Below are 12,010 nucleotides of genomic sequence, written 5' to 3'. Positions count from 1 at the left end.
GGGCTATTCCCCCTTTGTTAAAGTCGTTACAGGAACGCCTAACCAGCGTCCTAGCCAGGTGATGGCCGCCGCATAGTTACCGTAGATCAAGGCAAAGTGAGATTCGGCTCCCATTTGAGCCAATTCATCTAATAAGGTATTCACGGGAAGCGTGATTTGAACCTTACCAGAAACCCCGTTGAATTGTGGTTCGGCTGCCAAGACCTTCCCAGTCAGGGTCACCAGTTGATAGTGTTGCCCGTCCCAGTGGACTCGAACTAACGTTACCGGGCCAGGCTTCAAGGCCCCATCGACGCTCACGCCGATATGCCGGTTCGGGTGCACGCCTGCTGTTGCCGGATAATCCGGGTTGCAAAGTTGGTAAGCCCCATAATCTGCCAGAGAGTCACCGTGTTGTCTTCTGGATCTAAGCGCGTCACGTCACCCAAGAATGCCGGTGACTGGTTATTGGTCAAAGCTTGCAGTAACGCCATCGAGACAGCTCCGTGGATATCTCCTTCTTCGGCGACCGGCGTGAGTTGATCCGTCAACTGTGAGAAGACCCCACCCGGGGCGCTGTCAAACTTATCGAAGAAGTCGGGCCAGCACCGTGACGCAATGGCGCCCAAGTGATCTTGGTCAACTTTTTGGTGCATCACCGTCAAGTACTGGGCCATCCGAATGGCCCGCGGGTCCTTCGGGTCTAGCCCTTTCAAATTTTGTTGGGCGTACGTCAATTGTTCCGCATAATCTTGTGGCGCCAATTGTTCGGCATCCTTGAAGGCCTGATCAATGCTGTAGTGCCGTAACCGGACCCCAAACGTTTGCCGTAACCGATTCGGTTGCGTCCCCGAAAAGTTAAAGCCCAGCGGATAAGTGCTGACTACTCCCAAAGTAAGGTGTTGTAAGGCATCGTAAGCTTGAACTGAGCTGACGAATTGTTGAACCACTTGGGTCCCTGCTGACGTGTCCAGTCCACCCAAATACTGCTGATATGGCAGTCCATGGGTATGCAGATTGTTAGCGGTACTCAAGAGACCAGTCAACGCGTTTAGGTGTAACCACCCGTGGACGCTCGGTTCCTCTTCAGCCACAATCAAAGTTGGCACGGCGTAGCGTTTGACGACCTCATCACTAAATTCTTGGCCGGTAAAGGTCAATTGGTGAATGATCAAAGCCGTGGGGTCTGCCGGTAAGTTCTCGATGAACGCGAGCAACTCGGCGGGCGCCGTTAAAGGTTTCTGCGGACTCACTAGGTCCGGAATACTTAACTTCAAGGCGGCTAGCGACGCGGTAAAACGTTGCTCAGCCAATTTGGCGTCAAATTGTGGTCGCACTAAGGGTAAATAAACAATCGCCATAGCTAATCCGCCTCCTTTTTAGTTTGGTCCCAAGCAGCTTGGAAGCGTTGCAGGCCCACGTCAGTGTACGGGTGCGTAAAGCTTTGCTGGTAAATCGCCAGCCCCGCCGTCACGATATCAGCCCCACTCAACGCCGCATCGACCATCTGGCGCCCACTTTGTACGGCAGCCACGATGATTTCTGTATGATAATCGTAGTTGCGATAAATTTTGGTGATTTCTTGAACCGTTTGGATGCCCGCTTGACCGGTCATATCTTGCCAGTTAACGAATGGTGAGACGTATTTCGCCTGAAAATGGGCTGGCCACAACGCCTGAGCCGCGGAGAACACTAGGGTCACGTTGGTCCGAATCCCCTGTTGTTCCAATTCCCGGGCGGCCACTAAGCCAGCCGGCGTGCAGGGAATCTTGATGACGAAATTGGCTGAGATGGCGTGTAATTGTTGCGCCATGGTCACCATTTCTTTGCTGGTGCTCAAATGTGGGTTGACCTCAACGGAGATGGGAAAATCGGGTTTATCAGCGGCAAAATCCGCGAGCTGGTGCACCACGACCATGAATGGTTGACCACTGTTCTTGATGTGCTTAGGATTGGTCGTGACCCCATCGATACCGTAATTTTCATAAGCTAATTTGATTTCATCTAATTTGGCACTGTCTAAAAAGTATTTCATTTATGCCCTTCCTTTCAGTTTTGACTCGCAACCGTCGCGCGTTCGCGTTTGCGCCGGTGGATCAAGTCCGCTAGAATCTTCCGGTAGCGGGCTTCAGTCAGTGGATACAGGTAATACATCACGACGATGGTCATAATCGCCATCCCCGCTGAATAGAAGAACATCAAGCCGCGAATTCCTAGAATCGCTGTGGCGGTCTGCGTCTGATTCGGCACGTAGCCGACCCAAGTCAAGATAACACCAGGAATGAAGCCGGCGATTGCTTGGGAAAGTTTCCGGAAGTAAGTGAAAGCCGAGTAGACCATCCCTTCGGACCGAATACCACTTTGCCACTCACCGTATTCAACACAATCGGAAACTAACGCCCAGTTCAAGGCACTGGTAAACCCATCACCTAAGTAGGCGATACTAGTCAAAATCACTAACATGGTGGTGTTGCTGGCCAGGAAGAAGCCCAAAATATCGGCAATCGCCCAAATCAGACAACCCATCACGTAAACGGTCTTTTTATCGAGAAATTTCGTGAGCATCGGGACCAACGCGACGGCAACAAAGACCATGCCGATACTGAAGACCCCGAGCCAAAAAATCGCTGTATTGTCCTTTAACACATATTCACAATAGTAAACTTGCACGGTCAGTTTTAAATTAAAAGCTGAGAAGGTAAAGAGGTTCACCAGGCACAATGTCACCAACGGACGGTTCTTCAATAATGCCCGGAAGCTCTTTTTCAAATCTTCTTTAGTGGGCTTAGGTTTAGCGGGTTCCTTATAAACCTCGCGGATGTTCGCGTAAGCGGTCCACTGGCACAATACCCCAATCACAGCAAAACTCACGACCGCGACTAAGTAGCCACTCTTATCCGTCGGGAGGCGATTCACGATGGGCATGAACCCAATCGTTGCCAACATCAAGCCGAGGTTAGAGCCGGCTTGCCGAAACGACGAGAGTTCGGAACGTTCTTGACTGTTCCGCGTCATGGTTGGAATCATCGACCCGAACGGCACGTTAGAAATACTGTAGCAGGTCCCAAAAATCATGTAGGACACATATGCCCAAATCATTTTCCCGGTAATGGAAAAATCCGGGATGGAGAAATTGGCGATCAACAGTAAGGCTAACGGAATGGCCGCCCAAAGTAAGAATGGTCGGTATTTCCCCCGCGGCCCAATATTTTGGCGGTTATCGATCCAGGTGCCGACCCCCATGTCCATGAAAGCGTCCCAAATCTTCGCCACTAAGAAAACCGTGCCGGCCAAAGCCGATGGGAGTTGCAAAACGTCTGTATAATACTTCAACAGGTACAACTGCCCCATGTCGAATAAAAAGTTGTTACCAACGTCTCCCATGGCATACCCAATCTTATTGCGTAATGTGGTCGTCCGGGGAAAACTCTTTACTTTTGTTTGTGTGGTTGTGGTTTCCAATCACACCACCTCCTAATCTGGCAACACGACAATCTTGGCGTTCATGAACGTTAAGATTCCCAGGTCACTCATCTCCCGGCCGTAACCGGATTGCTTGATGCCACCAAATGGTAATTCAGGAATTCCGCTAGAACCCTTGTTGATGAAGACTTGACCCGTCGCCATGCGACTAGCCAAATGCTTGGCCCGTGAAAGATCCTGGGAAAAGATGCTCCCAGCCAGGCCAAATGGGGTTGAATTGGCGACCTGAATCGCTTCTTCATCAGAATCAACGACGTATAGTTGCGCTACTGGACCGAAGAATTCTTCTTGGCTCGCCGGGTTATCGGCGGTTAGATTCGTCAGTAACGTTGGTTGAAAGCCAGTTTCACCAACGGCTCCACCTTTGACCAGCGCTTTAGCCCCGTGGTCGAGAGCCAATTTGACTTGGGCCGTCAAACGTTCTTGACCAGCCTTGGACGCCAGCGGAGCTAAGGTCGTTGCCGCATCCAATGGATCACCGATAGTTTGACGATTAAAGATTTTAGTCAAACCATCAATTACTTGGTCAGCCACTTCGCGTCGCACGATGAAGCGTTTAGCCGACGTACAGGTTTGACCAGAATTCCGTAACCGCGACGTCGCCATCTCCAGAATGGCCGTTGCTAGATCCGCATCGTCGAGAACTAAGCAAGCATCACTGCCCCCCAGTTCCAGAGTGCTCGGCTTAACGTTTTGGCCTGCCAGACTGGCCAAGTGGCGACCAACCGCAGTTGAGCCAGTAACCGCGACACCTTGAATTCGGTCATCGCCAATGACGTTAGCCACTTGGTCGTGGGACAAATTCAAGCTGGTAAAAGCCCCGGTCGGAAAGCCGGCCTTTTCGGTCAAGGCGACCATCGCCTGAGCACAACCGGCCACCGACCGAGCAGGCTTCAATAACACGGGATTCCCCGCAAGATAGTTAGGGGCTAGGACCCGAATAACTTGGGTGTACGGAAAGTTCCAAGGTTCTACCGCTAAGACGATTCCTAGCGGGTCATACTCTAATTGTGCATGCGCATCATTTTGCCCGTACACATATGGTTTGGGGCTTAACAATGCGGGTCCATTATTGGCGTAGTAGCGGATGATATTAGCTGCTGCGTGAGCCTCCTGTTGTCCTTCAACCAAACGCTTATGCATATCATGGGCCGCTTGGACACCCAATTGCTCAGCTTGATCGTCGAACAACTGCGCCAGCTTCAATAATTGCTGGCACCGATCAAACTGCGAACTCGGTTGGTGGGCAAAATAATCTGCCCCCGCCGCTAACGCCTTTTCTAACTGTTCAGCGGTCACCGGTTCCACATTTGTTTGAAGCACTGTCTCTTGAGACATCTCACCATCGCCTTTCAGGATTGCTAAGAAATTAAAATTAAGTATGCAGTTCTGATTTGTGAAAGTTTTGAAGAAAAGGTCAAAATAGCCTTAAGAAAAGGCGGAAACTTTACCAACCCTTCACCTTATTTAAAGTAATCTAAATCCCGGTATACAGCTAACGATACGCAAAAACGGCTGCTCCCAAAGGAAGCAGCCGTTAGTGGTTTATAGTCCGTAATAGAGTTCTCAAAGTCTTCACAATCTCGTCGCAACATCCCCACATTTGAAGCGACTTCGCTAAATCGTACTTTGCCTGAATCAAATCTTTCTTCTATTCTGTGGGTGCAGTCACGTGCTTAGACCGTCCAGCGAGACGATTCGTCCCGCCAAAATAGGGCCAGTCTCTTGGCTATCGGCGTTAAACGTGGCAAACTGGTTCTAAGACCCGTGGTAAATCTCTCAAATTTTACCATGATTTAGCCTGACGTCAAGCCACAAGCTTGCAATCAAAGAGTTGCTGATTGGCGTAACCACGCTTTTATTGACTAGGCCAACATACGGCTTAGAACGTCCCATCGCGATCAAGACCCCTTATTGCGCCACCATTTATCAGCTCATCAGGAGGAAATTCATGAACACCAAGGATTTAGCCTATTTTTACCAATTAATTCAACAAAAAAGTTTTTCAAAGGTCGCCGACTACTTTCACGTCACCCAGCCGACTATCACCATGGCCATCAAGCGCCTCGAAGCCGAGTACCACACCACCCTGGTCCAACGCGACCGAGTCCATAATCGGCTGACCATCACCCCCACCGGTCAACAACTCATGGCCCACGCGACCATTGTGTTAAACGAATTGTCGATTGCCCGCCAAGAAATCGATCGTTTGACGCAACAACAGACCGTCCTGGCTCTCCCGCCCATCATCGAGACTCACTACTTTCCCCGGATTGCTGCACAGTTGCAAGCCCAAAACATGCTTCAAGATATCCACATCATCGAAGGCGGCTCAGTCACCTTACGGCGGGCCATTCGCAACGGCGAAGCCGATATTGCCCTGTTGGGATCCATTGAACCTCTCTCCTACCAGCAATTGTTGGTCCGTGAATTTGACCACCAACCCTTCGCCATCTTTGTGTCCAAGCACCACCCCTTAGCCAAACGCCGCCGCATTACCTTTAGCGAATTGCGTCACGAACACTTCATCCTCTTCACCGACGACTTCGTCCATAATGCCGCCTTCAACCAATTGACCCGCCGCAATCATTTCCGCCCAACCGTGGTCTACCGCTCCAACAACACTCACGTCATCATGAATATGGTGGCCGCTGACGTCGGGGTGACTTTCTTGACCAGTATTGCCGCCCAGCAACGTTCCGACGTGGTCCGGTTGACCCTGTTAGACGACGAACAACCCGAATTCATCACCAGTATCGTTTCCCGGACCACCCATGTGCTGACCCCTACCCAGCAAAAAGTCTTGGCGATTTTGACGGCCAGCCTGGAAGCTTAGGGGGCCACCGAGTCACCGTTCCAATCACGCTTCATGAAACCCCTTAACCCGGTTTTATGGAGTTGGCTTTCCCCACTTTCCTGGTTATAATAAGGGGTTGCACGCCTACAAAGAGCTTGAAGGAGAGAATTTTAATATCATGACATACGGTGAAGCAGAAAGCACCCTAATTTTAAACCGCCTCGTCACCCAATGGGGCCTCTACGCCGACCAGCATCGCGTGGCTGACCAAGTGGCGCTGATGACACCCACGGCTACCTTCCGGGTCTACCGCGACGACCACGTGGTCACTGAATTGACCGGGACAGATGATCTGACTCAGGCGTTGACTCGCTGGGGCCAACGCTACCCTAAACACTTTACCTTGACCGCCCAGCCTTTAATCACGCTGGATACCGATAACGGGACCGCTGACGGCCAAGTGAACGCCCAGATCAAGACTGTGGGCGACAAGGGCATCACCAGCGTCTTTAGCGTCCGCTTCGACGACCATTACGCTTTTAACGGCGAAAATTGGGCCATCGCCTCCCGCGACGCCCACGTCATCATGGTCTCGACCCGCTCTGATTCCTAAGAAATAAGTAGACATTAAAACTGGTCGCGTTTTCATGAATAAAATAGCTTACAAAAGGTCGCCGACTATGATACGCTAGTTGCTCGTGGGAATTTCAACTAAGGAGTAACTTAATGCCTAAAAATTTTAAAGAAGAACTTTTATTCACCGCTGTGATGGCCGGCCTGATGGTCTTGGTCATGGCGGGCTACAACATCGCCTTGACCGATGGCTTTGGTCACCACTACATTCGTGAGGTCCTCGTGGGATATCCTTTGGCCCTCATCGTGGCGGCCATCTGTGATTTGGGAATCATTGGTCCCGGCGTCAAATACCTCTTTTTCCATTTCATTATTAATGATTACATGAAACGTAAACAGATTCGGATTGCCCTGACGATCTCCTGCTTGATGGTCGCCGGGATGGTCACCTTGATGTCCTTGTTCAGGATGGTCGTCACCCAAAACTTCGGGGGCAACTTCTTCCTAACTTACTTGCACACCTGGATCTTTAACCTCTTCATGGCGTTACCACTGCAGCTCCTGATTGTCGGGCCGATTGCCCGGGCTATTTTAGGAGCCGTTCAGAAGCGGACCGCGGCCAAGACCGCTACCGAAGCTTCAGCTGAACCCGTCGAAGACTAATCACTCAATTTCACGTCGCCGCTACTCCACTTGTAGGGCGACGTTTTTTTACGGTCTGGAGATCACCCACAACTCCAGGCTGACCCTTTAATTAAACCTTTCAAGGCCCGCTAACTTTGACTATCAGTGCCAAAGTTAGCGGGCCTTTTTAGCTTACCGTGACAAAATAAAACGGACCCCACCGCCAACGCGGTTAGAATCCGTTACCGTCCCTCACAGGAGACCTATTCTTTGAGTAATGACGCGGCGTGCGCCCGTTGCTTGTACATGTCGATTTCATCAGGAGCCGCTCGCACATAATGGTGCGGCGCAATCTCGACTAAATGCCGTTCTTTGCCATCGTTCTCCCGGCTCGCATCGTACTTGATTTCTTGACGCGTCCGTTCAAATTCAGGATCCGGCACCGGCACGGCCGACAACAGACTCTTGGTGTAATCGTGGAGGGGGTGCGCGTAAATCTCATCAGCATCCGCGATCTCCAACATCCGGCCGTAATGCAATACGCCGATACGGTCCGAAATGTACTTGACCATCGACAAGTCATGGGCGATGAACAGGTACGTCAAGTTCTGCTCACGTTGGAGTTTCTTCATCAGGTTGACGACTTGGGCTTGAATCGACACGTCCAACGCCGAAATCGGTTCATCAGCAATCACGAACTTGGGGTGAACAGCTAACGCCCGAGCAATCCCGATCCGTTGCCGTTGCCCACCAGAGAATTCGTGGGGGTAACGACTCGAGTGGTCCTTGTTCAACCCCACGGTTTCGAGCAAGGTCTCGACCTGGTTGGTCCGGTCAGCATCGTCTTTTGCCAAATGGTTGATGTCAATGCCCTCGGCCACAATATCTTTGACCTTCATCCGTGGATTCAACGACGCGTACGGGTCTTGGAAAATCATTTGCATCTTCCGGTGAAACTCGGCCTTGTCTTCCATACTGGTGAAATTATCGACGTTCTTCCCGTCAAACAAGATTTCGCCCGCCGTTGGTTCATACAGGTGGAGGATGGCTCGTCCAGCCGTGGTTTTCCCGGAACCGGATTCCCCAACGAGGCCAAAGGTTTCGCCTTCATAAATATCAAAGGAAATGTCATCGACCGCCCGGACCTCGTCGGCCTTCCCTACGTTAAAGTATTGTTTGAGGTGCTTGACCTCGAGGATTTTTTTGGCATTTTCGTAATCCATTATTGCTGTTCCTCCTCTTCTTCAACGCGATGACTTTGTTGCTGTTGCTTGAACAGCTCCTGTTGCATTTGCGCAAACTTCTTTTGGCGCGCCACGATTTGTGCTGGGGGCGTCACTTTGGGCGCATCCGGGTGCAATAACCAGGTTGCGGCATAGTGCGTATCGGAGACTTTAAAGAATGGTGGTTGCCGCTGCGAATCAATCTTCAATGCATATTCGTTCCGCGCCGCAAAAGCATCCCCTGCTGGCGGATCCAATAAATCTGGCGGCGTCCCGGGGATCGACGGTAAGACATCAGACTTCGTGTCCAGCGTCGGCATCGAACTCAGTAAGCCCCAGGTATACGGATGCTTAGGATTGTAGAAAATCTCATCCACGGTCCCGTACTCGACGATTTGACCGGCGTACATTACGGCGACCCGGTCAGCCATGCCGGCCACAACGCCCAAATCATGCGTGATGAAAATAATCGAGGTCGAGATTTTATCCTGCAATTCCTTCATCAAGTGTAAAATCTGGGCCTGAATCGTCACGTCGAGCGCCGTCGTGGGTTCATCGGCAATCAAGATTTCGGGGTAGTTGACCAACGCAATCGCAATCACGATCCGTTGCCGCATCCCACCAGAAAATTGATGCGGATAGTCGTTGATTCGGTTCTCCGCGTCGGTGATTCCAACCAGCTTCATCATTTCCAACGCCTGAGCCAGCGCCTTTTCCTTCTTCATTCCCTTGTGAATCATTAATGGTTCGGCAATCTGGCGGCCAATGCGCATGGTCGGGTCTAAGGACGTCATCGGGTCTTGGAAAATTTCCGCGATATCTTGGCCCCGGATGCCCTCCATGTCCTTATCTGACTTCTTTAAGAGGTCTTCATTCTTATACATGATGGAGCCGTTCACGATGTCGGCGTTGCGGGCATTCAAGCCCATGATGGTCCGAGTCGTCACCGACTTCCCAGAACCAGATTCACCCACAATCGCTAACGTCTCACCTTTTCGCAGGTCGAAACTGACGTTGCGAATCGCCTTGACGTCCCCCGCGTAGGTTTTAAAGTTAACTTCTAGATTGCGAACTTCCAAAATATCTTTTTCGTTATCCATAACTGACGTTCACCTACTCTTTCGTTCGTGGATCGAAGGCGTCCCGTAGCCCATCACCTAAGAGGTTAAAGGCTAACATGACAATGGAAAGAACCAATGCGGGCCACCACATCTGATACGGCAAGAACTGAAAGTTCTTCTGCCCATCGTTCAACAACGTCCCTAGTGACGCTTGTGGGGAAGAAATCCCAATCCCGATATAGGACAGGGTTGCTTCGAAGAAGATGGCGTTCGGGATGGTGAACATGGTGTTGATGATAATCACACTCGATAGGTTCGGTAGCAAGTGTTTAAAGGATATCTTCATTGAACTTTCGCCCAGTGTCCTGGCCGCTAAAATAAATTCTTGTTCTTTTAGCTCCATGGTCTGGGCTCGGACCAGCCGGGCCATGTTCACCCACGAGGTCAATGCGATGGCGATAATGATCGAGGTCATCCCCGGTTTCAGAATCAAAATCAGTAAGACGATGATGACCAAGTTGGGGATCGACAGGATAATCTCGATGATACGTTGCATTATCGTGTCGACCCGACCACCTTTCCAGCCGGATATCATCCCGTAAGTGACACCAATGGTCAAGTCAAACAGCGTGGCCACTAACGCAATAATCAGGGAGATTCGCGTCCCGTAAAGGACCCGGGAGAACAAATCCCGGCCTAAATAGTCGGTCCCCATGATGTAGTACGTGCCCGTGCCAATGCCTGCTTGTTTGTAGGCGTCGATACGTTGACCCGCTTGGACCAATGTCCCGTTGAACCCGTTCACGCCAATCCCCGGAATCTTCGAGGGTAAGTTAGCGTATGATGGGTGGACGGCGTTGGGGTTATGCGGCGAAACGAACAATGACCCGAACGCCATGATGAAGATAATCGCTAAGACAATGAGGGACACCCATGCCCCCTTGTTATTCTTCAGTCGCCGCCAGGCATCTTGCCGGAAAGTTAGCGACGGGGCCGCAATTTTTTCACTGTCGAGTGACCCCCGGTCCTCTGGCGTCATTGGCTTAAAGCTATCTTCTGGGAGTTTTACTGTATCTGCCATTTATTTACCTCCTAGTTAGCCTTTCCTGTAATCCGAATCCGTGGGTCAACGATTCCGTAAAGGATATCGGTGATCAACAGGACCACACACAACATGAAGGAGTAGACGATGGTCAGCCCCATGATCGTTGGGTAGTCGTTGGTCAGCACGGACTTTACAAATTGTTCCCCAATCCCAGGAATCGAGAAGATGTTTTCAACCACCATCGACCCGGTCATGATGTTCACGGCTAAGGGGCCAACGATAGTAATCAGGGGAATCAAACTGTTTCGCAACGCATGGTGGTAAATGACCCCCGCCTTGCTGAGTCCCTTGGCTTTCGCCAGCTCGATATAATCCGAACTCAACACGTCGACCATTTCCGTACGGACGAACCGGGCCGATTCGGCCAGCGGGGTCGCCCCTAACGCCAAGGTCGGCAACACGGTATAGATGAAGCCGCCCCATTCGGCAATCGGGAACCAGCCGGCCTTTAACCCTAAGTAGTATTGCAGTAACACGGCCAAAACGAAAGATGGAATCGAAATCCCCAAGATGGAGACCACCGTGGCTGACGTATCAATCCAAGTGTTTTGTTTCATCGCGCCAAACGCCCCGATAATAATTCCCAACAGGACCCCAATAATCATCGCTTGCAGCCCAATCTGCAAGGAAGGCCCGATTCGGCTGGAAATCAGGTAGGAGACCGGTTGATCACTGAATTGAAATGACGTCCCGAAATCTCCTCTGACCGCACCAGCTAAGTACAGCAGATATTGCTGCCAAACGGGCTTGTCCAAACCGTATTGCTGATAAATCAACGCAATCTGGCTTTTCGAGAGCTTCGCTTGGTTAGTCAATGGCGTTCCGGGTAGCAATTTCATCAGGAAAAACGTGACGGTAATCACGATGAATAAGGTCAGGACCAAATAAAAGATCCGTTTTGCTAGGTATTTTGCCATTTGTTTACCTCTCAATCAGTAGACTTATTCGTTACCATTAAGTGACACAACTTAACCAAGATTCTTCCAAAACAATAAGGTGATAAATGATTGCTATAACATCGAAGAGTAAGGACCAATGGCTGGTTGATCCTTACTCCCCGATAACGCTTATAAGCAACTCCTCAAACGATTCTGACGGGCGATGACGACGGGACGACATCGGCAACTCCACGGACTTATTGGTTGCGGTCAGCTCTGCTTAATCG

Annotated in this window: 12 protein-coding genes; 3 read left to right on the top strand and 9 right to left on the bottom strand. The window is 50.8% G+C overall.

Features of this window, described 5'->3' with window-relative positions; all coding sequences use genetic code 11:
• Positions 1 to 3: 3 nt before the first annotated feature.
• Genes DXH47_RS08750 through DXH47_RS08730 form a run of 5 tightly spaced genes read right to left on the bottom strand, consistent with a single transcriptional unit; the run spans position 4 to position 4,800 of the window.
• On the bottom strand, positions 4 to 324 hold the full coding sequence (locus tag DXH47_RS08750) for a hypothetical protein (RefSeq protein WP_129032965.1): 321 nt from the start codon (positions 322 to 324) through the stop codon (positions 4 to 6).
• Positions 297 to 1,340 carry a hypothetical protein gene (locus DXH47_RS08745; protein WP_129032964.1) on the bottom strand — a complete coding sequence of 348 codons (1,044 nt, stop codon included), beginning with the start codon at positions 1,338 to 1,340 and terminating at the stop codon, positions 297 to 299. Before DXH47_RS08745 ends, DXH47_RS08750 begins: the two co-directional genes overlap by 28 nt.
• A 2-nt stretch (positions 1,341 to 1,342) precedes the next feature.
• Positions 1,343 to 2,014, bottom strand: coding sequence for a transaldolase family protein (locus DXH47_RS08740; protein ID WP_129032963.1), 672 nt, complete (start codon positions 2,012 to 2,014; stop codon positions 1,343 to 1,345).
• Positions 2,015 to 2,028: 14 nt separating this feature from the next.
• The gene (locus DXH47_RS08735) at positions 2,029 to 3,441 is read right to left on the bottom strand and encodes an MFS transporter (protein WP_225423547.1); all 1,413 of its coding nucleotides are present in this window, start codon (positions 3,439 to 3,441) and stop codon (positions 2,029 to 2,031) included.
• 12 nt (positions 3,442 to 3,453) lie between these two features.
• Complete coding sequence (locus tag DXH47_RS08730; protein WP_129032962.1) at positions 3,454 to 4,800, bottom strand: aldehyde dehydrogenase family protein; 1,347 nt, start codon at positions 4,798 to 4,800, stop codon at positions 3,454 to 3,456.
• A 613-nt stretch (positions 4,801 to 5,413) separates the two neighbouring features.
• Here DXH47_RS08730 and DXH47_RS08725 point away from each other — a divergent pair.
• The 3 genes from DXH47_RS08725 (at position 5,414) to DXH47_RS08715 (ending at position 7,495) form a co-directional block, all read left to right on the top strand.
• The gene (locus DXH47_RS08725) at positions 5,414 to 6,298 is read left to right on the top strand and encodes a LysR family transcriptional regulator (protein WP_129032961.1); all 885 of its coding nucleotides are present in this window, start codon (positions 5,414 to 5,416) and stop codon (positions 6,296 to 6,298) included.
• 139 nt (positions 6,299 to 6,437) lie between these two features.
• Entirely contained in the window at positions 6,438 to 6,872 is a 435-nt protein-coding gene (locus DXH47_RS08720; RefSeq protein ID WP_129032960.1) for a nuclear transport factor 2 family protein, read from the top strand.
• Between the two features lie 113 nt (positions 6,873 to 6,985).
• A complete protein-coding gene (locus DXH47_RS08715) occupies positions 6,986 to 7,495 on the top strand; it encodes a DUF2798 domain-containing protein (protein WP_129032959.1) in 510 nt (169 codons plus the stop codon).
• Between the two features lie 224 nt (positions 7,496 to 7,719).
• Here the strand turns inward: DXH47_RS08715 and DXH47_RS08710 are convergent, their stop codons facing one another.
• The 4 genes from DXH47_RS08710 to opp3b are packed head-to-tail and all read right to left on the bottom strand — an operon-like array spanning position 7,720 to position 11,762.
• Positions 7,720 to 8,679, bottom strand: coding sequence for an ABC transporter ATP-binding protein (locus DXH47_RS08710; protein WP_129032958.1), 960 nt, complete (start codon positions 8,677 to 8,679; stop codon positions 7,720 to 7,722).
• Positions 8,679 to 9,779 (bottom strand): ABC transporter ATP-binding protein, encoded by a 1,101-nt coding sequence (locus DXH47_RS08705; protein ID WP_129032957.1) that lies wholly within the window; start codon positions 9,777 to 9,779, stop codon positions 8,679 to 8,681. Before DXH47_RS08705 ends, DXH47_RS08710 begins: the two co-directional genes overlap by 1 nt.
• Before the next feature lie 13 nt (positions 9,780 to 9,792).
• Positions 9,793 to 10,821 carry an ABC transporter permease gene (locus tag DXH47_RS08700; protein ID WP_129032956.1) on the bottom strand — a complete coding sequence of 343 codons (1,029 nt, stop codon included), beginning with the start codon at positions 10,819 to 10,821 and terminating at the stop codon, positions 9,793 to 9,795.
• A gap of 11 nt (positions 10,822 to 10,832) precedes the next feature.
• Complete coding sequence (opp3b, locus tag DXH47_RS08695) at positions 10,833 to 11,762, bottom strand: oligopeptide ABC transporter permease (RefSeq protein WP_129032955.1); 930 nt, start codon at positions 11,760 to 11,762, stop codon at positions 10,833 to 10,835.
• Positions 11,763 to 12,010 lie beyond the last annotated feature (248 nt).

Origin of the sequence: Levilactobacillus suantsaii (assembly GCF_004115745.1) — a bacterium.
Classification (GTDB): domain Bacteria; phylum Bacillota; class Bacilli; order Lactobacillales; family Lactobacillaceae; genus Levilactobacillus; species Levilactobacillus suantsaii.
Note: the sequence above shows the minus strand (reverse complement) of the source record. Positions and strands in the feature narration are given on the sequence as shown.